The organism is Epilithonimonas xixisoli (assembly GCF_004365655.1).
Taxonomy (GTDB): Bacteria; Bacteroidota; Bacteroidia; order Flavobacteriales; family Weeksellaceae; genus Epilithonimonas; species Epilithonimonas xixisoli.
Genome location: NZ_SOEO01000001.1, coordinates 944,023 through 966,551 on the forward strand (window position 1 = coordinate 944,023; position 22,529 = coordinate 966,551).

Sequence of the window (22,529 nt, forward strand, 5' to 3'; positions counted from 1 at the left end):
AATTAAAGAATTGGATTGTCGCCTTCGCCTTTCAGCTCTCTTTCGATGCGTTCTACATCGTCCAGACTTGTGTCAATATAAAAAGCCAACTGCGGAATGATTCGCACTTGTTTACCCATCTTTTGTCCGATGTAATTGCGGTAAAAAGAATTGTTGGTATTGATTTCCTTCAAAATTGGTTGGCGCAAATCCGCAGGGAAGATGCTAAGATATATTTTTGCGATGCTAAGATCCGCTGTCACTTTCACATCAGAAACCGAAACCAAAAAGCTCTGTTTGCTTTCTGATGCCTGTTTGCGGAAGATTTCCGCCATATCTTCCTGAATGATCTGTGCTACTTTTCGTTGTCTGTTACTTTCCATAAATGTTGCAAATTTAGTGTTTTTGTTTTGATTTTTGGGAAGCAATTTCGGCTGAGAATGAAGCTTTTGATATTATTAGTTCTTAGGGCAGCTTTATCCGCCTTCCGTTCCCAATCTTTTTGCCTTGGCTTTTCCAGCCACAAAAAAGGATTTCCACTCAAGTCGGGCTGCAGCTTCGCAAAGTTCAAACATTTCAATTTCAATCAAATATTTGTCAATAGTTGAACTTCTCTTATCAATTTCAAAGAGACGAAGTCTCGAAATATTGGTAGAAAATTAATAAAGACCAAGACTCAAAGGTGCGAAGCTCCGACATATTTTTTAAGAATATAATTCTCGAATTAGCCATTTAAATTAATATTTATTGTAAAAAATATTATTCCATCAACCAAATCAAACTCGCCTTCAATTCACGTTTCCAATAGCTTTCTGTATGTGTTCCGTCTTCATCTATTTTCACAAAGATATTCTTTTCCGGAACCGATTTCTTTAATAATAATTTTTCCACGTTTTCAATTTCCGGAGCCATAGTTTCATCCTCATTTTTTCCTGCTACAAAATAGAATTTAGAATTCTTGAGATTATTTTTTCTAATGTTCAAATATTTTTTCAAATCCGCCGAAACAAACCAAAAAGCCGGACTGAAAATTCCCGCTTTTCCAAAAACAGACGGATATTTTGCCGAAGCATAAAGCGAAATCAATCCGCCCATCGAACTTCCCATAATCAAAGTTTTTGAAGCTTGCTTTTCGGTTCTGTAAGTTTTATCGATGTAAGGTTTCAGCGTTTTTGCAAGAAATTCTACGTACAAATCGCCTTCGCCAATAGTTTTATATTTCTCATTATTCCAAGGTGAATATTCTGCCAATCGTTTTTCTCCGCCATTATCAATTCCGATGACGATTGCGGATTTTCCGGTTTCTTTATAGAGTTCGTTCAGGGTTTCGTCAACGCTCCATTCTCCGGAAAAACTTGTGAACTCATCGAAGAGATTTTGTCCATCGTGCATATAGATCACGGGATATTTTTTCTTCGAAGTTTCATAATCGGGTGGGAGATATATCCAGATTTTTCGAGTCGTTTTAAGTTGTGGAATATTGAAGTTCTCATTCAATATTTTCACATTTGAAGTTGCTGTATGAATTTTTTCTTTCGGTGAACTCCAGTTTTTTACTTCCAGATTTAGGGTTTGAATTTTCTCGGGATTTTCCAAAATTCGGTTTGGGATTCCGTTTCCGTTTTCATCGGTTTCGGAAAAATCCCAACTTCCTTTCGTGATTTTATATTCGATTTTTTGAGTTTGATTTGGAATTGTCAAACTATAAAAACCATTATTGTCTTTCTTAAATTCAAATTGAGAATCATCCGCTTTCCATCCATTAAGATTGGAAGCCAAATATAATTTCGCATTTTCCTCCGTGTTTTGAGGAAGTTTAGTTATCCGAAATGTGATTTGTGATTGCACTGCGATAAAGAACAATGTAAAGATTAAAGCCAGATTTTTCATAAAAGTAAAAGTAATAATTTGTCTCACATCTTTGGATTTATATTTTATGAAAAATTTAAGCCTTAATTTTAATTTTAATCTTTTTAGGTTTTGTAAATTTGGAACGCTTTAATTGATGTTTATTCGATCAACCAAAGCCTAATATCTAATATCTATTTTTAAAATGACAACAAAATACGAACAAATCCCAAGTTCACTTTTCGTAAAAAACAGAAAGAAATTTGCCGAAAAACTATTACCAAAATCTTTGGCAGTTTTCAATTCCAATGATATTTATCCCATCAGCGCCGATTCCACGATGCCTTTTCAGCAACACCGCGATATTTTTTATCTGAGTGGTGTAGATCAGGAAGAAAGTATTTTGGTGATTTTCCCAGACGCTTATTTGGAGGAGAATCGTGAGATTTTGTTCTTGAGAGAAACCAACGAACACATTGCAGTTTGGGAAGGCGAAAAATTAGATAAAAATCAAGCGTTTGAAACTTCGGGAATCAAAACTGTTTATTGGCTAAGCGACTTCGATAAAGTCTTTAAGTCATTGATGTACGAAGCTGAAAATGTTTATCTTAATAAAAACGAACATTATAGAAATGCTGTAGAAACTGAGCTCCGAGAAGACCGTTTTATCAAAAAAATCAAAGCGGATTTCCCGATGCACAATTATAAAAGAAGCAATCCAATCTTACAACGTTTGAGAAGCATCAAAGAACCCGAAGAATTGGCTTTGATTCAAAATGCTTGTAACATCACAGAAAAGGGAATTCGAAGATTGCTAAGTTTCATCAAACCAAATGTTTGGGAATACGAAATTGAAGCGGAATTGATCCACGAATTTGTGAGAAACAGAAGCAAAGGTTTTGCCTACACGCCAATCATCGCAAGTGGAAATAATGCGAATGTTTTGCATTACATCGCAAATAATATGCAATGCAAAGATGGCGACGTGATTCTTTTGGATGTTGGTGCAGAATATGCGAATTATTCCTCAGATTTAACGCGTACAATTCCGGTAAACGGAAGATATTCTGAAAGACAAAAGAAAGTTTACAACGCTGTTTTGAAATGCAAAGAGGAAGCGGAAGATCGTTTGGTTGCTGGTAATAACTGGTACAGATTCCACAAAGAAATGGGAGAGGTTTACACTTCGGAATTGCTTCAATTAGGTTTGATAGACAAAGCGGATGTTCAGAATGAAGACCCAAAATGGCCGGCTTACAAGAAGTTTATGATGCACGGAACATCTCATCATATGGGATTGGACACGCACGATTACGGAATTTTGACCGATGATTTTGTGGAAAATATGGTCTTTACAAACGAGCCTGGATTCTATATTCCTGTCGAAGGTTTTGGCGTAAGAATCGAGGATGATTATGTGATCCAAGAAACTGGAAAACCATTTAATATGATGGCCAACATTCCAATTACAGTAGAAGAAATTGAAGATTTGATGAATTAAAAAATTGAATTAAAATATATGAATCCGCAGTTTTTATAATTGCGGATTTTTTATGATAAGTATGTGTGTAAAAAAGCCCGCTTATGTTTTATATAAGAGGGCTCATTGTTTAACAAATTTTTAATTCATTCGTGTTGTGGATATGATAACGCAAATTGGATGCCAAGATTATTTTTTGAAAAAATCCATCAGATCCAGATAATTCTTTTGGTTCACACCGTGTCCACTCATATATTCTCGGAAAGAGAAATAAGCGCTCAAATCATAAAGCAAATCCGCTCCTTTTTTTCCCCATTCGAAAGGAATAATCGCGTCGTCTGTTCCGTGCGAAACGAAGAAACGCAATTTTTCAATTTTCTTTTTGTCCTTTACCAAGTTCTTCAACATTTTTTCCTCTGGGAAAGCGCTTAAACAAGCGATTTTTGAGAACAAATCTGGATACTGTAAAGCCAAAGAATAAACAATAATTCCACCTTGGCTGAAACCACAAAGATGAGTCGGGTTGTTGGTCAATCCATATCTGTTGGTTACTTTTAGGATGTTTTCCATTACTAATTTTACGGCTTCGTTTCCTTCATTTTCTTCAAGGAAATTTTCTGGACTGTTGAAGTCAATTTCAAACCAGGCAAATCCGCCATAACTTGAATCATTTGGAGCGCGGAAACTCACGACCAACCAATCTTCTGGCAAAGTCGGAACGAAGTTGAACAAATCCTCTTCATTACTTCCGTAGCCGTGTAGCATAAACAGAATTGGCGTTTTTGAGGTGATATTTTGAGGTTCTCTTACGAGGTATTTTAAATCCATTTTTTATTAAAAATTAATTGACAGAAACAATGAAATAATTCTTCTTTCCTTTTTGAATTAATAAGAATTTCCCATCAATTAAATCATTTTCCGAAACTGAATAATCTTCTCCAACCTTAGTTTTATTAATAGAAATTGAGTTTCCAGCTAATTCTCTTTTAGCTTCGCCTTTAGATTTTAGGAAACCTGTTTTTTCAGAAATCAAATCAATAATGTTAGCTCCAATCGTTTCTGATTTTGACAATTCTTTTTGAGGAACACCGTCAAAAACCTGAAGGAATAATTCTTCATCCAAACTAACCAAATCTTCTGCAGTTGACTGTCCAAAAAGGATTTGAGAAGCTTTCAATGCTTTTTCAAATTCTTCTTTCCCGTGAACCCAAATCGTTACTTCTTCTGCCAATTTCTTTTGAAGTTTCCATTCGTGCGTTGCTAATTTATGTTCTTCGATTAAAGCTTCTATTTCCTCTTTTGGAAGGAAAGTATAGAATTTGATAAATCTTTCTGCGTCAGCATCAGTTGCGTTTCGCCAAAATTGGTAGAATTTGTAAGGCGACGTTTTCTTGGCATCCAACCAATAATTCTCTCCACTTTCTGACTTTCCGAATTTCGATCCGTCTGCTTTTGTAATCAAAGGAACAGTCAATGCGTAAGCTTCGCCTTGTGCTTTTCTACGGATCAGTTCTGTTCCGGTCGTGATATTTCCCCATTGGTCAGAACCTCCCATTTGAAGTTTCACGCCTTCGTTTTGGTAAAGGTGAAGGTAATCGTAACCTTGTAAAAGCTGGTAAGTAAACTCCGTAAAACTCATCCCGTCCACGCCAGAATCTCCGGAGAAACGCTTCTTTACGGAATCTTTTGCCATCATATAATTCACAGTGATGTGCTTTCCAATATTTTTAGCAAAATCAAGGAAAGTGAAATTCTTCATCCAATCGTAATTGTTGACAAGAATCGCCTTGTTGTCGCCATCGCCATCAAATTCTAGGAATCTTGATAATTGGTTTTTCAGACAATCCACGTAATAGAGTAGCGTCTCCTCACTCAAAAGATTACGTTCTGCAGATTTGCCGGAAGGATCACCAATCATTCCTGTCGCACCTCCAACCAAGGCAATCGGCTGATGACCGTGTTGCTGGAAGTGGGCTAAGATTTTGATTTGGATAAGGCTTCCGATATGCAAAGAATCCGCAGTTGGGTCAAACCCAATGTAAGCTTTTGTCATTTCTTTATCCAGTTGATCTTCCGTTCCCGGCGTCATATCAGAAAAAAGTCCGCGCCATTTTAGCTCTTCGATAAATGCATTCATTGTCTTAAAAAATTTCGTGCAAAGATAAGGATTTGAAGTGGTAGTTCATTTCCGGATTTGAAATTATTATTTTTAGAATTACTATTGCTTTGAACTTTTAAGTCAATGAAATGATTTTTATAAAAACTTTTCTAATTTTAAGTTATTTTTGTGGTGTTCTTGAATTTTTGAATCGTATTAATATAAATATTCAGCTTAATTTTTTACTGTAGGAATTCAAGGTTTACATTAATTAAAATAAATCCAGCAATGAAAATCACAGAAGAGAACCAAGAAAAACTCAGCGTTTTAGAAAAAATTGCCAATGGAATCATCTGGTGGGTAGGTTCTATTCAGTCGTTGGTTTTCCATACAATTTTCTTTATCATATCTTTTGCTTTGCCGATTTTCAATATCGTTGAGTTCGAACATATGTTATTGGTTCTCACGACTGTTGTTTCGTTAGAAGCGATTTATTTGGCGATTTTCATCCAAATGTCTGTCAATAAAAGTACAGAACATATCGAGGATTTGAAGGAAGATGTAAATGAAATCCAAGAAGATATTGATGAAATCCAGGAAGACATCGAAGAAATCCAGGAAGATGTAGAGGAAATTCAAGAAGATATTGACGAAATTCAGGAAGATGTTGAAGAAATCAACGAGGACGATGACGACGAAGACCACAGCGAACGTGCCAGAACGGTAATGTTGAAAAGTAAAGTTTCCAATAATAAAAACGACATCAAGAACTTAAAAGATAAAATCAAAGAACTTGAAGGTTTGATTGAAAGTTTGAAAAAAGAAGAGTAGTGTGTCAGTTTGAGGCTCTCGAAGACCAATAAAAACTACAATTCCAATTTCAGAATCTTCTCCATCTGTTTCTGATTCACACTTTCCGGAATATTCCTAAAAACAAAATTCCGAAGTCCAGTCAAGTTTTCCCATTGCGCAACTTTCCCAAGCGTCCAACTCATTTTCACAATGTGATTGACTTTTGATTTTCTGATTTTTTCGAATTGATAAAAAACTTTATTCCAATCTTTTTCAGTTTCTAAAAGTTTTCCGATGATGTAAGCATCTTCCACCGCTTGGCAACCGCCTTGTCCCATATTTGGGGTTGTGGCGTGTGCAGAATCTCCAATCAAACAAAGGTTTTCAGCTGTCCAATTTTCTATTGGTTTTAGGTCGATGATGTCATTCAGAATGATATTTTCTTTCGAAGTTTTACCAATCATTTCCAAAATATCAGGATGAAATTCTTTAAATGTTTCTAATAAATCAATGTCCTTAGAATAGAATTTCTCGTTCACCAACGCGTACCAATACAAAGTATTTTCCTTAATCTTCACAAAGCCGAAACGTTTTCCTTTTCCCCACATTTCGTAAGCATTGTGGCTGTATTTTTCTGGGATTTCTTTAGTTAGAATGCCTCGCCAACATTTTTGTTTGGCTTCTCGTATTTCGCCAGATTTTAGGATTTGGTTTCGAATCAAAGATTTCACTCCGTCAGCTCCGAAGATGATTTCGCTTTCGATTTCAGTTTTGTCTTCAAAAGTCAAATGGTAATTTTCTTTTTTCTCAATTGTCGAAAGACGTTTATTTAGAATGATGTTTTCTGAAATATTCTCGCTCAAGACTTTTTGAAGTTCTGCTCTGTGAATCGCAATATTGCAAACATTGTATTTGCTCTCAAGTTTCAGAACGTCGGTTTTTGAAATCGTTTTAAGATTTTCATCAGTGATAATTAAAGCTTGCATTTTGGTTCCTGCATTCTCGATTTTCTCTTTCAATCCGAGTTTGTCGAAGATCTGCATTGCATTTCCAGCCATTGCAATTCCAGCTCCGACGGGTTTTATTTCCGGCGCACTTTCATAGATTTTGAAATCGATGTGGTGTTGCTTCAGAACATTTCCCAAAGTCAAACCGCCAATTCCGCCACCGATAATTGAGATGCTCATATTATTTCATATTTTTCAATTCGTTCAGCAATTGATTTTGTTTATTAATAAACTGATTCAGACTATCAGTATTCAGAGGATGAGCTTTCTGATATTTTTCAATTTCAGGAATTGTTCTTCTGATTTTTAAAGCCTGATAAAAACTAAAAATTCTATTGTTATTAAGTCTGACTTGTTTTTTAAGTTCCTCGAGTTTATTTTTATTTACACTAAACTTGTCTGAACTATTTTCTACAAGTCCGAGAATTTCTTTTCTCATAATAGAATCTTGAATTGATTTTGCACTATTCTTTGCTAATAAGTAGTAATCATCTGAATTACTGACAATATCACTATTAATATTCTTTAATATTTTACCATCATTTTGTATTGAATTAATTTTTTCATCAAGTTTTTGAAGTTCAGCATCATTCTTTAGTAATTCCGAATAGATTCCATTTAAAATATCCTGGCTTTTGCTCATCCTTTTTATTGAAAAATTGGATTCTGTATTTTCTGCAGCCTTTTCAACAATTTCATTCTTATCAGAATTATTTTCTTTACAAGAATAAACGGACAAAATAAGAGAAAGGAATAAGAAAGTTTTTTTCATAGTTAATATCGCTTTTAACAAAGTTAATTATTAAAACAAAAAAAGCAAGACCAAAAAGTCTTGCTTCAATTATATTAAAATTATCAAAAATTGGTTTTGCCCCAACCCTAAAGGGAACCCAATTTTACTAATTTTTATTTTCCAAGGTAAGATTTCAATATCTTACTTCTTGTATTGTGTTTCAATCTTTTGATTGCTTTTTCTTTGATCTGACGAACTCTCTCTCTCGTAAGGTCAAAAGTTTCACCGATTTCTTCAAGAGTCATTGGATGTTTTCCGTTCAATCCGAAATACAATCTTACCAAATCCGCCTCTCTTGGCGTCAAAGTTTGAAGCGCTCTTTCGATTTCGATTTGTAGAGATTCCAACATCAAATCTTTATCTGGACTTGGAGATTCACCCGAACGCAAAACGTCATAAAGGTTAGAATCTTCACCTTCCACAAGTGGCGCATCCATCGATAGGTGACGACCACTGTTTTTCATAGATTCCTTGATGTCTTCCTCGCTCATATCCAGAACTTCTGCCAATTCTTCCGGAGAAGGTGGTCTTTCGTTCTCTTGCTCCAAGTGAGCATAAGCTTTGTTGATCTTGTTGATAGAACCAATCTTATTCAATGGCAATCTTACAATTCTCGACTGCTCTGCCAAAGCCTGCAAAATCGATTGACGAATCCACCAAACAGCGTAGGAGATAAATTTGAAACCTCTCGTCTCATCATATCTTTTCGCCGCTTTCATTAGACCAAGATTTCCTTCGTTGATTAGATCGGGAAGAGAAAGTCCTTGATTTTGATACTGTTTAGAAACCGAAACCACGAAACGTAAGTTGGCTTTGATCAATTTCTCCAACGCAGCTCTGTCGCCAGCGCGGATTCTCTGAGCCAAATCTACCTCCTCGTCAGCGGTAATCAATTCAACTTTTCCAATCTCTTGCAGATACTTGTCTAGTGATGCGGTTTCCCTGTTGGTAACCTGTTTTGTAATTTTTAATTGTCTCATTATAAAAACCTCATTCTGTTAGGTTGCATTATATTATACGATCACAACATCAAAAAGGTTACAAATATTTTATTAATGAAACAATTTTATGAGAATATTATGAAATGTTTATTTGCAAGTAGCATATTCTTTTGCGATTTGAATCAAATCATTCACATCCTTGATGTTAAAGTTTTTCTTTTTGATGTCATCTGCCAATTCTTTACAAGTCTTCAGATAATCTATCAGTCTGTTTGCTTCTGTATCATCAGAACTTCTGTCTAGCATCAGACCTTTATCTTCTTTATCAATTTTCACAACGAATTTTTCTTTTTCTACAGGATCTTGAAGAATTTGGATGCCTTTGTCTTCATAAATTAAAGTGTAGAAATACGCATTGTTAAAACTAAGATCGTTGATGTTTGTAAGCTTTTTCATCGCCTCACCTTTCACTCCCAAACCGATATAACACGTTTCTCCATTTTCTGTCTCGATACAGAATTTGGCACCAGAAGAAGCATTGATGGTTTTGGTTCTTGGTTGTTTTTTCTCATTGTTATATTTTACCATCAATCTTTGACCGAATTTGTCTGCGTAATCTGTGGGCAACACATCGCCAGTTCTATCAATGTCAAGTTTTTGAAAATAGATCGTCAAACTTCCTGTCATTTTCTTCCCATCTTTGTCTATCACGTAGCCATCGGTATTGTAGATGTTTGCAGATCTAACTTTTGCGTCTGCAATTTTAGCGTCTAAGATTTGACCTCTTAAAGTTTTTGCTTGATGTCCCAGCATATAACCTTCTGCCATCAGGACGGCTAGAAACTCTTCACCAAAAGCTGGATCTCCTCTTAAATATGATTTTGCGGCATTGTAATAGAAAGTTTTGTCATCATAAGTTTCAACCTTATATTTTTTAAAGCCTTCTTTTTCATTTTTGACAGTGGCAATTCTGTTTTTGTCCAAATCGAAAACCTGTATGCAATTATTAGTATCAAAGGCGCTGCATTGTCCAAATTCTATTCTTCCAATAACTTTTCTAACGCTCATGTTTTGGGTTCCAATAATATCTTGTCCTGAGATTGCCGGTGCAACACTCATTTTGATAGAATTAATTTTAGTTGCTCTTTCTTGGGCTCTTTGTATTTCCTGAGCTGCAACATTGTTAACTTCTGCGCTGGTATTATTGAAAAGTTTGTCTAATGCCGTTTTATCTACACCATTTTTTGTGAAAACACCATATTTTACTGTAAGATTATGTGTAATGATATTCTGCACACTGAAAGAAGCTTTTAAAACCTCATGTTGGATTGTGGCTTTTTGAGTTCCATCTCCCGAAATCACCTCCAAATATTGTAATGGTTGCGCACTGGAAACCTGCGCAAGTCCTTTAAAGTCTACTGTGAAAAGTTTTTCTCCTGCTAAATTGAAATACTCGTAATGATCACGGTAAGGATTTTTTATGGTAGCAGCAGGCGTTCCATCAATTAAGATTTGATCTTTCTTGATTTTGACATCTTGAGAAAAAACTTTAATAGAACAAATAAAAATCAAAATAAATGTAAAGCTTCTAAGTTTCATAGGTTTGTTTTTTTCAAATATACATGAATTATACAATGGATTTAATTGGAAATCAATTATTCTTAACAAAAATTAAGTATTCAAAATTCTTTGTATCAATTCTAATTGTTATTTTTGCGGAATGTTTAAAAATCTGATCAGAGTTTTCATAGGCTTATCACTTTTCTCCTGCGGCAAAGAACCGGTTCCAAAACCGAAAGGAGATCTGCGTTTGGAATATCCAACTCCGAAATATCTGAATTTTTCTGCACCGTGCGATTACTCATTTGACTATTCAGATTTTGCAAAAGTCAAAGATGCAAAACAGTCTTGCTGGTACAATTTGTCTTATCCTGGGATGAAGGCAAACGTTTTCATTACTTATTTCCCCATCAAAAATGATTTTGATCTTCACGTGAAAGAAGTGGAGAAGATGGTTTACGAGCACACAATCAAGGCAAGTTCTATCGACACGAAATCTTTCGCGTATCCAGAGAAAAATGTTTACGGAAATTTCTACGAATTGAAGGGGCAATCGGCTTCAAACATTCAGTTTTTTGTGACAGATAGTACGAGACATTTTGTAACCGGAAATTTATATTTCAATTCCCGTCCGCGTCCGGATTCTTTGGCGCCGGCTGTGGATTACATCAAAAAAGACCTTTTGCATTTGATCGATTCTTTTGAATGGAATAAGAATGACAATCAAAGCAAGAAATAATAAAAAATATAATCAATATAAAAAACTTCGGACATCCATCTTTGGACTTCCGACATAAAAAACTTAAATTATGAAATTACTAGCAGTAGGAACTGTAGCATTTGATGCCATCGAAACACCTTTTGGAAAAACAGATAAAATTCTTGGTGGTGCAGCCACTTACATCGGACTTGCGGCTTCGGCTTTGGATACAGACGTAAGTTTGGTTTCCGTGATCGGAGGCGATTTTCCTCAAGAATATCTGGATATGATGACTTCAAAAAACATCAATGTAGATGGGGTAGAAATGGTGAAAGAAGGGAAAACTTTCTTCTGGAGTGGAAAATACCACAACGATCTAAACTCCAGAGATACTTTGGTGACAGAACTTAATGTTTTAGCAGATTTTGACCCGAAAGTTCCTGAGCATTCTTCTGAAGCAGAGGTTCTTTTGTTAGGAAATCTAGATCCTGTAGTTCAATTGTCAGTTTTGGAAAGAATGAAAACGCAGCCAAAATTGGTGATTCTTGATACCATGAATTTCTGGATGGACATCGCTTGGGACAACTTGATGAAAGTGATTGCTAAAACAGACGTTATCACCATCAATGACGAAGAAGCAAGACAACTTTCCGGAGAATATTCTTTGGTGAAAGCGGCTAAGAAGATCCACACTTTGGGTCCAAAATATGTGATCATCAAAAAAGGAGAACACGGCGCATTGCTTTTCCACGACGGAAAAATCTTCGCGATTCCTGCTTTGCCTTTGGAAGAAGTTTTTGATCCAACCGGAGCTGGAGACACTTTCGCTGGAGGTTTTGCATCTTACTTGACGAAAAAAGGAGATTTCAGTTTTGAAAGTATGAAAACGGCAATCATCGTTGGAAGTGCAATGGCATCTTTCACGGTGGAGAAATTCGGGACAGAAAGAATCGAAAACGTGACAAAAGCAGAATTGAGCGAGAGAATCAACCAATTCAAAGAGCTTACGACTTTCGAATCTGTGATTTAAATTTAACTTAATTCCAATTTATAACTCCAAAGAAGAGTTGTAATTATTCATATTAAAAATGAAAAAAAATATTTTTCCGATTGTTTTGGCTTTTGCCTCACAAATGGCTTTTTCGCAATATCTAATCGTAGGGAAGGACAGCATCTCTGTCAAAGATTACATCAGAGACAATAAATACGGTCTGGAAACCAATGGTCCGGACAAGTCTGTGAATTCTACAGTGGAGTTTCTACTTTTGCAACAATTAGCAAAGGAGAAAAAAGCGGATACACTTAATTTTTTCGTCAATTCTATCAATCAGAAAATGTCTGAGTTGAGAGAAGAAAAGTTCTACCCAAAGCCTGTTTCAGAGCCTTTGCTTCAGGATTTTGTAAACTCCAATCAAAAGGAAATACAGATTTCACTTTTCATAAAAGAGAAAAAAGCTGACGATAAAACCGATTATAAAAAACTTTATAATGACGTAAAATCCGGGAAAATGACAATGGACGATTTTCTGGCAAAAAACTCTACACCAGATGCTTCCAAACCATTCTATATAAAACCGGGAATGTTGGATTACAAGCTTTATCAGGAGATTAAAAATGTGCCTGCTAATTCTTACACCACTTTCATAGATAGACCAAACATTGTTGGTTTTGCAAAAGTTTTGAATACCAGACCAAGTTTGGGTTACATTATTTTCGGTGTTTTATCGATTCCGAATGATGCCAATTACGAAGCTACAAAAGCCAAAATCTATAAAGAATTGGAATCTGGGAAGAAATTTCAGGCAGTTGTGAAGGAGTTTGGATCTACGGAAGAAGAGAAAAATTCTGGTGGCGCTGTGATGGGATCTCCAATTTTGCCGGATGAAGTTTATGAAGCTTTCAAAGGTCAGAAAAAAGATTTCTACACGAAGCAGCCGATTCTTTTCAATGATAAATATTTTATTTTTAATATTTATAACATGGAACCTTACACGCTGAATGACGCCAACCGCAAGTTCTTCCAAAAAGAAATGCTGTCCACCAGTTATGGCGAAGAAGTGACTTCCAGATTGGTAGAATGGTTGAAAACTCAGAATAAATATACAGAAACAGCTGATTTTGCAGAGTTGAAAAAGTCTTATCAAAGTTATCTGAATCCAAAGAATCCAAAAGCCATGCTTTTCACTTACGGGAAAAACAGTGTAACGTACGAAGATCTTAAAAAAGCGATAGACGGACAATACAAAAATCTGGAACAAATGCCAACCAATCAATGGTCTGAGCTTTTGAATCATCAGTCTCAGCAATATATTGTGGGAGTTTATGCCAAGAATTTTGAGAATCTTCCGGATGTGAAACCTGAGGTGGATGAACTTAGAAAAAATCTACTTTCTGAATATATATTCTCAGAATATCTGAAAGGCGAAGTTAAAAACAATCCTCAACTTTTTACAGAATATTACAACGAGAACAAAGCCAAATTTGTTTGGGAAAAGCGCGCTGAAACAAGAGCCGCAGTAATCTCTGATCCAAAATTGCTAAAGGAAATCGAAAAGGAAATCAAAGATCCTAAAAAATGGGAAGCGCTGAAAACCAAATTCAAAAACCAGGTGAATGATAAGAACAAGGTTTTGGTTCATTTTGAGGAAGGAAAAATCCAGGAATCTTCTGATATATTCAAAAAGAACAACGTACCTTTCAAAAAGGGGACATTCACAACCAAGATTTCTGACCGCGATGTGGTCGTTGCAATAGATGCACTTTTGCCGGAACAGCAGATGACACAAGAGGAATCTCAGGAAGATATGACAGATGGCGTGACAGAAAAAGTGTTGCAAAAAACAATCGCAGAACAACGCGCGAAAACAAAAATAGAAATTCAGCCCGCTTTTATGGCAGAACTGAATAAAAATTTTAAGAAATAATTATAACTAATAATAAAGCGGAATAGGCGGATAATCCTAATTTTGCAGCTTAATAAATAAAAATAATGTCGAAATACACAAAATGTCTTTTTCTCTTGTCCTTATTCGTTTTCCTTTTCACAGGGAAACTATCAGCTCAATTGCAAAAAGGACAGCTTATAGATGGAATTGCAGCGGTAATTGGTGATGAAATCGTGCTGGAGTCTGACATCAAGGATCAGGAAAACTACGCGAAGCAGCAAGGTGCCAATGTAGGAGATAAATGCGATTTTATGGAGAGTATTCTTAATAATAAATTGCTAATCTACGAAGCCAAAAAAGATACATTGATTGAGAACAGAAGTGCAGCCATCAAAGAAATGGCAGGGAATAAATATACCCAGATTCTAGGACAGTTCCCAGATGAGAAAGCAATGCTTGCGGCTTATAAATTCAGAACATCGTACGAGATGAAAACGGCGATAGAGAAGATAGATGCTGACAACTATTACGGACAGGCAAAGTACGGAAGAATCACAGAGAAAGCGGATGTAACGCCAAATGAGGTGACGGATTTTTACAACCAATTCAAATTCCAGTTGCCAAATGTGAAGGACGAAGTTTCATTATCAAAAATCAGTATTTTCCCAAAAATATCATCGGCTCACAGAAAAGAAATTATTGATAAGCTTAATAAAATAAAAGAAGACATCAAGAAAGGTGAAAGCTTTGAAAGCCAAGCCAGAATCTATTCCGAAGACGAAGGTTCTGCTGCATTGGGCGGACTTTACAAGAATATCAACGTGGGACAAATGGTAAAACCTTTTGAAGCTGCGGCGCTTAATCTCCAGGAAAACGAGATTTCTGATCCTGTAGAATCTGAGTACGGCTATCACTTGATCCAACTCATCAAAAGAAACGGAAAGAAGTACGACGCAAGACACATTCTTATCAAAAATACGCCAAACGCCAGTGAAATATCGGCTGCTAAAAAAGAATTAGACAGTATCAGAACTTTGATTTTGGCTAACAAAATTACGTTTAAGGATGCCGCGTTCAAATATTCTGATGACAAAAGCAACAAGTTCTCTGCGGGAATTATGACCAACAATCAGGATGGTTCTGACAGATTAGAAAAGCTAAACCTGGATCCAACGATTTCTTACCAAATTGCAGGTCTTAAGAAAAACGATATCACAGAACCTTTCCAACAGGAAGATCAGCAAAAAAGAAAAATGATGAGCATCATTCAAGTTAATGAAATCATTGATGCGCACCAACTGGAACTTTCTACAGATTACGAAAGAGTGAAGGAAATGGCGCTCAACAAGAAGAAAAACGAAATTGTTGAAAAATGGGTGAATGCAAAAATCCCGTCCATCTTTATCTCATTGGATGACAAATACAAAGACTGCAAATTCCACAGCAACTGGCTAAAAGGAAATGTAGTGACTACAGCGAAATAAGCTGTATAATTTTATAAAATAAAAAAGGATGAGTGTTTTGCTCATCCTTTTTTTGTTTTGATTTTTTGAATAAAATTATTCCGGTTTTACAATCTTGAATTCCGAGATTTTCCCATCCCATTTTTCATTGTAAGTAGAAAATTCGATAGAAGTGATTTGTCCCATCGTCACATCGATGACGTAGCTCAAACCTTCCTTCAAACCTTTGATTTCGATGTTTTCGCCATTGCTGAAAAGTGCATTGGTGTCATCCAATTCATTACTGAAATCAACATATTCAAGATTGACGTTCAAACCTTCGCCTGTTGATTTTCTTTCGGAAACTTTCAAGAATGGAATATGAGATTGCAATTGCGGATATTTTGCCGTTAAACATTCTAATAATGATAATTCTAGGTCGTTTAATTCTTGCATAGTCAGCTTCTATTAGAATTTGTAAATTAAGTAATTCTATTTTGAAATGAAATAATTATTTTAAATTTTTCCACCATCCCGTAAACTTCTGATTTGCATCAGTTAAACTCATTTTTTCGCCAATCATCGGTGTGCAGATTCGGAAGTTTTTGTCTTTGCAGTTTTCAGTAACTTTTTCCAATGGCTCATCCCAAGCGTGGTTAGCAAGAGAGAATTTCCCAGAGTGGACGGGCAAAACATTTTTAGCGCCAAGATCTTCCATAACCTTCGAAAATTCCTCTGGCAAAGTATGGATGTATTTCCACTTTTCATTATACTGTCCATTTTCCAGAATTGCCCAGTCAAAAGGCCCGAATTTTTCTCCGATTTCTTTAAAATGAAAATCATAACCGCTGTCGCCACCGATGAAGATTTTCTGAGTCGGCGTTTCCAAAACGAAGGAAGACCAAAGCGTCGTATTTCTCTTGAAAAGTCTTCCTGAAAAATGTCGGGCTGGGGTAGAAGTGATCTTAAATCCATTAGAAGAAAAATCCTCATACCAATCCAATTCCGTGATTTGATTTTCCTTATAATCCCATCTTTCGAAATGCGCGCCAACACCCAATCCACAAATCACTTGCTTCACTTTTGGTTGCAATTCTTTCACAGTTTTATAATCCAAATGATCGTAATGATCGTGCGAAATAATCAAAAAATCAATCTCAGGAAAATCTTCTGTGGTGTAAATATCCGCTCCAGCAAAGGCTTTCGTAGTTCCAGGAATCGGCGATGCGTTGCCACTGAAAACAGGATCTACCAAAAATCGCTTTCCATCAATCTGAAAATAGTAGGAAGAATGTCCCATCCAAACCATAAAATTCTCTGTGATTGGCTGGCTTTTCAAATCGGTTTTTACGCTTGGGATTTTGTGGTCTGGTGTTTTGTTTGGCGTTTTATCGGTCAGGAATTCCCACATCACTTGTCGCATCGTGAAGCCTTCTGCCACGGATGGCGTGATGCTGAGATTCTGGAAAGTTCCGTCTTTGTAATTGGGCGATTTTTTCAGTCGTTCCAATCGCTTTCCTTTGATGGAACCGCCGAAAATCGGATGATTGAATATCAAAATGATCACAGCTAACAGACCAACAACAGCGAGATATTTGTACATAATTTTTTCTGAATGAGACGGTTTGAAAATTGATTTACTTTAAAATAATTAATCAATCGTTTTTTTGACAATCAAAATCCACTCATTGTCCAAGATTTTGTAACCTTGATCATAAACGAAAAAATATTGCGAACCATTTTTGTAAGTTACGATTTGTGTCACATAGTCAAAATCGAAATCGGCGCTTTGCAACTTCAGTTTTGTGATTTTCGTTTTGCCTTCGCTATTGTATTCGGCTAGGATTCGGTAGTTCTTGCGGAGTCTGTTGTTCACATTCCGCATATAGTTGGTCGAGTTTTTATTCTGCTTGTTGTTGAAGGCATTTCGGCAAGCATCGGAGCAGAATTTCTTGTCGGATCTACCGATGATCTTGTCGCCACATTCTGGGCAGGTTTGGGTTTCCATTGGTGTGTTTTTATAAATTAAAATAGTTTTTTAAATAATGAAAATCATTAACCACAAAAGTCACAAAAGAAATTGGTTAAAATATTTCTGCAAAAAAGCAATAAATTAACAATCTAAAAGCATTTTCTTTTTTGAACTTTTGTAAAGCTTAAAAAGAAAAAAAACTTTTGTGACTTTTGTGGTTTCAAAATCATTTCAAATTCACTTTTTTCTTAATCAATTTTCCATTTCCTTCACTCATATCTTTTTCCAAATAAAAAATTTGGTTTTTCTCACGAAAGATTTTATTTTGTAAATCATCCTTGCTAATTCCGTCACAACCAGTCGGAATCAAAAATCTATCGACAATTTTTTTCCAATTTCCGTTGATATTAGAATAAGTTTCCATCGCGTAGGTGCAACCGTTCATTGGAGATTGGTAGATTGATATTTCGTCGATTCCATCGCGGTTCAGATCACCTTCGTTGATTAGGATGAGTTCGCAACAGCCAGCTTTTATTGGTTTTAATTTCTTATCAGAAAACCGAATTTCATATTCTGCTGGCGTTCCGTCTTCGATGGGATTTCCTTTCGCTTCTTTAGTTTTGATGACGCTTGCGATAACTTTTTTTCCATTTCCAAGAAAATTCCCTTCAATTTTCTCTCCGATTTTTTTGTTCGTCGTAGTTTGACCAAAAGTGAAAATTCCGATTGTCATTAAGATTAAAGTCAATTTCATATCGCAGATTTTATTTTTTATTAAGAACCAAACTATCGCTGAATTTCTCAATCTTCATTGTCAATATTTTCGGTTTAGCGAAACGTTCGATTGGCGCTTCACAAGTTCCGGTTCTTGTGATGCTTTCGATTTGAAATTTGATTTCAGATTTGTCAACAAATTTATATTTTCCATCGATGGAGGTGAAGCAGTCATTCCCACATTCCCAACTGTTGTAACTCCTGAATTTTTCCTTGTCCGTAAATTCAATCGCAGAAAAATTCCAAATGAGCGCCGTGTCATTTTTCTTATTTAAAATAAATTGTTTCTCACCGATTTCATATCCAATCAGTTTTTCATCCTTGATGAGCCAAGTTGTATTAACTAGATAATTCTCATAATTTCTGACAACAGTTTTCTCGTTTTTCTTTTCGCAATTGATTAGAAAAGTTAAGGTGAGAAAAGAGTAGAGTAAGGTTTGGATACTTTTTATCATCTGGATTTTGTTTAAATCAAATGTATAAAATCCTTCCCAATTACAAACGATTACAAACGGATATAAATACTTTTCTACCGAATACTGTTTTCTTTTTGATGAAAATTTGCAACAGAAAATCAAGCGAAAGACGAACACTACTTGGTTTTAAAAGTTTAATTCAAAAATTTAATATTATGTCTTTAAGAAACAAAGTGACACTTATTGGTCACACAGGAAAAGAAGTAGAAATTTTCAATTACGAAAATGGTAACAAGCAAGCAACGGTTTCAATTGCTACCAATGATTACTACACCAAAGCCAATGGCGAGAAAGTAGAAGAAACACAATGGCACAATTTGGTTGCTTATGGCAAAACTGCCGAAGTGATGGAAAAGTATATGCCCAAAGGCAAAGAAATCGCTATCGAAGGAAAACTAACTTACAGATCATACGATGACAAAGATGGGGTAAAACGAATGATAACCGAAATCCGTGTGGAAGAATTGGTTCTTTTGGGTTCCAAATAATCTACATTATTCAAACCTTGGCAAGTCAAAAACTTGTCAGGGTTTTTCATTTTAAAATTTCAATGTGATGAAAGTTAAAATATTTAAAATAAGAGTTTCAGAGGAGTTTTTAGAATCAGATCAGGAGTTAATCAACAATTTTCTTGCGCAATCTGAAGTCTTGCACACCAATTCAAAATTAATTGAAGAGGAAATCAATTATTGGTCTGTCCTAATTTCTTATGAGGAAAAAAAGTTGAAAAACATTTCAAGCAAAGCAATTCCAATATCCGAAGATGAACTCTCGGAAGAAGAAACGATCATCTATAATAAGTTGAAGGATTGGCGATCGGAAAAAGCGAAGGAAACTCAATTACCAGCTTATATAATTTTTCATAATGCGCATCTGGTGTCAATTGCAAGATACAAACCGAATAATTTGGAAGACTTGGAACAAATCAACGGATTGGGCAAATCCAAAACAGAAAAGTATGGTGCTGAAATAATAGAAGTTTTAGAAAATGCTTAACATTCATTTGAATATGATATTATTCCTTGTTGTGTTTTATTTTTTTTAGCTTAAAATATTTTATATTAATCATCAGTAAACCCTGTGAGCTTGTGTTTAAAAAATTATCATTTCTAGAGATATTAAGATAAAAATAACATTTCCAAAGATTGATATTCTAATTTATCTCTTATTTTTGTTAGATGCTAAACGATCAGAAAATTGAAAAATTCAGGCAAATTGTAGAGAATAAATTTCAAATCTACAACTCGCTCTTTATGAGTTTGCCATATGATAAAATGACAAACATTGGAATGTTGTTGCCTTTTCTTTACGAAGAAAGTAAGGATGGTTACAATGTCGGGAAGTCTCCGGAAGAGATTGTGGAGGAGTTTTTCCAAAAACATACGGAACTGGAAACCGAGGATCAAAAACTGGAATTGCTTTTCAAAATCATACAATACATAGAAAGACAAGTCGTATTGTTTGACAGTATAGAAGACGCCGCTTTCCAACAATTGCATAAAGAAAGTGACTCCGGAACGGTTCTCAACCTCTACGAAAGAGCAACGCAGGAACATCATCTCACAGCCATTCGTAAGAAGATGGATGACTTCGGGATTAAGATTGTTTTCACGGCGCACCCAACGCAGTTTTATCCAAATGCAGTTCAGAGAATTATCCACGATTTGCGCGATGCTATTATCAATGATTCTGTGACGCAGATTGATACTTTGCTTCAGCAATTAGGAAAAACACCTTTTGTGAATAAGGAAAGACCAACACCTTTGGATGAAGCGATGAGCATCATTTATTATCTGAGATACGTTTACTATCAAAGTATTGGCGAGCTTTACCGAAAAATAAAACAAGTTTACGGAACGTCGAATTTTACGCCAAATCCGGATATTATTCAGTTGGGATTCTGGCCAGGCGGAGATCGAGACGGGAATCCTTTCGTAACGGCTGACATCACAATGAAAGTGGCGGAAGAATTGAGGATTTCTATCCTGAAAGATTACTACGGCCATTTGAAAATCGTAAGACGGAGATTGAGTTTTCGTGGCGTTTCGGCTGTTCTGGAGCAATTGAGCAAAAAACTCTACGCTTCTATTTTCCAAAAAGACAGCAGAATCTCGGCACAAGAAATTATTGCCCGATTGGACGAGGCAGAAAAAATACTGAAAGAAGAACACAACTCGCTTTTCATAGATGTGTTGGATGATTTCCGAGACAGAGTCAAGATTTTTGGGACGCATTTTGCAACTTTGGATATTCGTCAGGATAGTAGAATTCATCAAAATGTGATTGATGATATATTCAAAAAAATAATTGATGGAAATGTTGATGAAAGAACCGACGATGAGAAAATCGATTTGCTTTTGGATTCCGGAATTGTTTTGAATCCAGACGATTTTGATGATGAGATGACCTGTGAAACGTTGAAAAGTGTTTACAACATCAAAACCATTCAGGAAAGCAATGGCGAGCGCGGAATGCATCGCTACATCATTTCCAACTCAGACGAAGTGAAAGATGTGATGAACGTCTATGCGATGATGAAACTTTGTGGCTATGCGGATGATGAAATCAACATCGATATTGTTCCGCTTTTTGAAACGATGGAAGGTCTTGATAAATCAGAAGAAGTGATGAAAACCTTATACAACCATCCGGTTTACAAAAAACATATTGCCAGACGAAACAATAAACAAATCATTATGCTAGGTTTCTCAGACGGAACCAAAGATGGCGGTTACCTGAAGGCAAACTGGCAAATCTATACATCGAAAGAAAAATTAACCAAAATCTCCGAAGATAATAACATCAAAGTTGTTTTCTTCGACGGTAGAGGCGGACCTCCAGCAAGAGGTGGCGGAAAAACCCACGATTTCTACGCGTCTCAAGGAAAAACAATTGCCAACAACCAAATCGAATTGACGATCCAAGGACAAACCATTACAAGTGTTTTTGGAAATAAGGATCAGGCAAAGTTTAATTTTGAACAATTGCTGACGGCAGGAATCGAAAATGATGTTTTCAAAAGCATCAAAAAAGATTTGAACGAAAAGGAAAGAAAACTGATTTCAGAATTAGCGAATATCAGCTATCAAACCTATTCCGATTTGAAAGCGCATCCAATGTTTGTCCCTTACTTGCAGGAAATGAGTACATTGGAATATTATGGAAGAACCAACATCGGAAGCCGACCAAGCAAGCGAGGCGCCGGTTCTGAACTGAAGTTTGAAGATCTGCGTGCCATTCCATTTGTAGGATCTTGGGCACAACTGAAACAGAATGTTCCTGGATTCTTTGGATTTGGCTCAGCGCTCAAAAAATTGAAAGAGGAAGGCAGATTTGATGAAATCAAAGAACTTTACAAAGGTTCGGATTTTTTCAAAACATTGGTTCTCAACTCGATGATGAGTATGAATAAAACTTACTTCCCGCTGACTTATTATATGAGAAATAATGAAAAGTTCGGAGAGTTTTGGAATATTCTCTTCGCTGAATTTTCATTGTCAAAAGAAATGATGCTGGAACTGACAAACTATAAAATCTTGATGCAGGAAGAACCAATCAACAGAAAATCCATCAAAATACGCGAGAAAATTGTGTTGCCACTTCTCAGCATTCAGCAATATGCACTGATGAAAATCCAAAAAGGAGAAGGCAACCGCGAAGCTTATGAAAAGCTGGTGATGCGATCTCTTTTTGGAAATATCAATGCAAGTAGAAATTCCGCTTAAGGCACGAAACAAGATAAAATTAGAAGAATCAAGTTAAAAATGAAACCTCTCAAATTA

At 35.8% G+C, this 22,529-nt stretch carries 22 protein-coding genes; 9 read left to right on the plus strand and 13 right to left on the minus strand.

Features of this window, described 5'->3' with window-relative positions; translation table 11 throughout:
- Positions 1 to 2 precede the first annotated feature (2 nt).
- Positions 3 to 362, minus strand: coding sequence for a 30S ribosome-binding factor RbfA (rbfA, locus tag B0I22_RS04365; RefSeq protein WP_133943434.1), 360 nt, complete (start codon positions 360 to 362; stop codon positions 3 to 5).
- Positions 363 to 738: 376 nt separating this feature from the next.
- Positions 739 to 1,869, minus strand: a complete 1,131-nt coding sequence (locus B0I22_RS04370) for an alpha/beta hydrolase-fold protein (protein WP_133943956.1) — start codon at positions 1,867 to 1,869, stop codon at positions 739 to 741.
- 163 nt (positions 1,870 to 2,032) lie between these two features.
- Here B0I22_RS04370 and B0I22_RS04375 point away from each other — a divergent pair, with 163 nt between their 5' ends.
- Positions 2,033 to 3,328, plus strand: coding sequence for an aminopeptidase P family protein (locus B0I22_RS04375; protein WP_133943435.1), 1,296 nt, complete (start codon positions 2,033 to 2,035; stop codon positions 3,326 to 3,328).
- A gap of 168 nt (positions 3,329 to 3,496) precedes the next feature.
- Here B0I22_RS04375 and B0I22_RS04380 read toward each other — a convergent pair whose 3' ends face one another.
- Together B0I22_RS04380 and tyrS are read right to left on the minus strand one after the other, a co-directional pair.
- Positions 3,497 to 4,135, minus strand: a complete 639-nt coding sequence (locus tag B0I22_RS04380; protein WP_133943436.1) for an alpha/beta hydrolase — start codon at positions 4,133 to 4,135, stop codon at positions 3,497 to 3,499.
- Between the two features lie 13 nt (positions 4,136 to 4,148).
- Positions 4,149 to 5,444, minus strand: coding sequence for a tyrosine--tRNA ligase (tyrS, locus tag B0I22_RS04385; protein WP_133943437.1), 1,296 nt, complete (start codon positions 5,442 to 5,444; stop codon positions 4,149 to 4,151).
- Positions 5,445 to 5,693: 249 nt separating this feature from the next.
- Here tyrS and B0I22_RS04390 point away from each other — a divergent pair, with 249 nt between their 5' ends.
- Positions 5,694 to 6,236, plus strand: coding sequence for a DUF1003 domain-containing protein (locus B0I22_RS04390; RefSeq protein ID WP_133943438.1), 543 nt, complete (start codon positions 5,694 to 5,696; stop codon positions 6,234 to 6,236).
- A 35-nt stretch (positions 6,237 to 6,271) separates the two neighbouring features.
- Here the strand turns inward: B0I22_RS04390 and B0I22_RS04395 are convergent, their stop codons facing one another.
- The 4 genes from B0I22_RS04395 to B0I22_RS04410 all read right to left on the minus strand — a co-directional run bounded on the left by B0I22_RS04395 (position 6,272) and on the right by B0I22_RS04410 (position 10,537).
- The gene (locus B0I22_RS04395) at positions 6,272 to 7,384 is read right to left on the minus strand and encodes an FAD-dependent monooxygenase (protein ID WP_133943439.1); all 1,113 of its coding nucleotides are present in this window, start codon (positions 7,382 to 7,384) and stop codon (positions 6,272 to 6,274) included.
- Between the two features lies 1 nt (position 7,385).
- Positions 7,386 to 7,976: a hypothetical protein gene (locus tag B0I22_RS04400; protein ID WP_133943440.1), complete on the minus strand. Its 591-nt coding sequence runs from the start codon at positions 7,974 to 7,976 to the stop codon at positions 7,386 to 7,388.
- Positions 7,977 to 8,110: 134 nt separating this feature from the next.
- Positions 8,111 to 8,977: a sigma-70 family RNA polymerase sigma factor gene (locus tag B0I22_RS04405; RefSeq protein ID WP_027383822.1), complete on the minus strand. Its 867-nt coding sequence runs from the start codon at positions 8,975 to 8,977 to the stop codon at positions 8,111 to 8,113.
- Between the two features lie 108 nt (positions 8,978 to 9,085).
- Complete coding sequence (locus tag B0I22_RS04410) at positions 9,086 to 10,537, minus strand: hypothetical protein (protein ID WP_133943441.1); 1,452 nt, start codon at positions 10,535 to 10,537, stop codon at positions 9,086 to 9,088.
- A gap of 121 nt (positions 10,538 to 10,658) precedes the next feature.
- On the opposite strand from B0I22_RS04410, the gene gldD reads away from it, so the two are divergent.
- The 4 genes from gldD (at position 10,659) to B0I22_RS04430 (ending at position 15,567) form a co-directional block, all read left to right on the plus strand.
- The gene (gene gldD, locus B0I22_RS04415; RefSeq protein WP_133943442.1) at positions 10,659 to 11,237 is read left to right on the plus strand and encodes a gliding motility lipoprotein GldD; all 579 of its coding nucleotides are present in this window, start codon (positions 10,659 to 10,661) and stop codon (positions 11,235 to 11,237) included.
- Between the two features lie 70 nt (positions 11,238 to 11,307).
- Positions 11,308 to 12,228 carry a PfkB family carbohydrate kinase gene (locus tag B0I22_RS04420; protein WP_133943443.1) on the plus strand — a complete coding sequence of 307 codons (921 nt, stop codon included), beginning with the start codon at positions 11,308 to 11,310 and terminating at the stop codon, positions 12,226 to 12,228.
- A 58-nt stretch (positions 12,229 to 12,286) separates the two neighbouring features.
- The gene (locus B0I22_RS04425; RefSeq protein WP_133943444.1) at positions 12,287 to 14,122 is read left to right on the plus strand and encodes a hypothetical protein; all 1,836 of its coding nucleotides are present in this window, start codon (positions 12,287 to 12,289) and stop codon (positions 14,120 to 14,122) included.
- Positions 14,123 to 14,187: 65 nt separating this feature from the next.
- Complete coding sequence (locus B0I22_RS04430) at positions 14,188 to 15,567, plus strand: peptidylprolyl isomerase (protein ID WP_133943445.1); 1,380 nt, start codon at positions 14,188 to 14,190, stop codon at positions 15,565 to 15,567.
- A gap of 75 nt (positions 15,568 to 15,642) precedes the next feature.
- Here B0I22_RS04430 and B0I22_RS04435 read toward each other — a convergent pair whose 3' ends face one another.
- From B0I22_RS04435 to B0I22_RS04455, 5 genes are all read right to left on the minus strand, one after another.
- The gene (locus B0I22_RS04435) at positions 15,643 to 15,981 is read right to left on the minus strand and encodes a hypothetical protein (protein WP_133943446.1); all 339 of its coding nucleotides are present in this window, start codon (positions 15,979 to 15,981) and stop codon (positions 15,643 to 15,645) included.
- A 55-nt stretch (positions 15,982 to 16,036) separates the two neighbouring features.
- Complete coding sequence (locus B0I22_RS04440; protein ID WP_133943447.1) at positions 16,037 to 17,128, minus strand: MBL fold metallo-hydrolase; 1,092 nt, start codon at positions 17,126 to 17,128, stop codon at positions 16,037 to 16,039.
- Positions 17,129 to 17,176: 48 nt separating this feature from the next.
- Positions 17,177 to 17,533, minus strand: a complete 357-nt coding sequence (locus B0I22_RS04445; RefSeq protein WP_133943448.1) for a DUF2116 family Zn-ribbon domain-containing protein — start codon at positions 17,531 to 17,533, stop codon at positions 17,177 to 17,179.
- A gap of 190 nt (positions 17,534 to 17,723) precedes the next feature.
- A complete protein-coding gene (locus tag B0I22_RS04450; protein ID WP_133943449.1) occupies positions 17,724 to 18,251 on the minus strand; it encodes a hypothetical protein in 528 nt (175 codons plus the stop codon).
- 10 nt (positions 18,252 to 18,261) lie between these two features.
- Complete coding sequence (locus B0I22_RS04455; protein WP_133943450.1) at positions 18,262 to 18,726, minus strand: hypothetical protein; 465 nt, start codon at positions 18,724 to 18,726, stop codon at positions 18,262 to 18,264.
- 176 nt (positions 18,727 to 18,902) lie between these two features.
- Here B0I22_RS04455 and B0I22_RS04460 point away from each other — a divergent pair, with 176 nt between their 5' ends.
- The 3 genes from B0I22_RS04460 (at position 18,903) to B0I22_RS04470 (ending at position 22,472) form a co-directional block, all read left to right on the plus strand.
- On the plus strand, positions 18,903 to 19,235 hold the full coding sequence (locus tag B0I22_RS04460) for a single-stranded DNA-binding protein (RefSeq protein ID WP_034968038.1): 333 nt from the start codon (positions 18,903 to 18,905) through the stop codon (positions 19,233 to 19,235).
- Positions 19,236 to 19,302: 67 nt separating this feature from the next.
- Positions 19,303 to 19,743 carry an HRDC domain-containing protein gene (locus B0I22_RS04465; RefSeq protein ID WP_133943451.1) on the plus strand — a complete coding sequence of 147 codons (441 nt, stop codon included), beginning with the start codon at positions 19,303 to 19,305 and terminating at the stop codon, positions 19,741 to 19,743.
- Between the two features lie 182 nt (positions 19,744 to 19,925).
- Complete coding sequence (locus B0I22_RS04470) at positions 19,926 to 22,472, plus strand: phosphoenolpyruvate carboxylase (protein ID WP_133943452.1); 2,547 nt, start codon at positions 19,926 to 19,928, stop codon at positions 22,470 to 22,472.
- Positions 22,473 to 22,529: the final 57 nt, after the last annotated feature.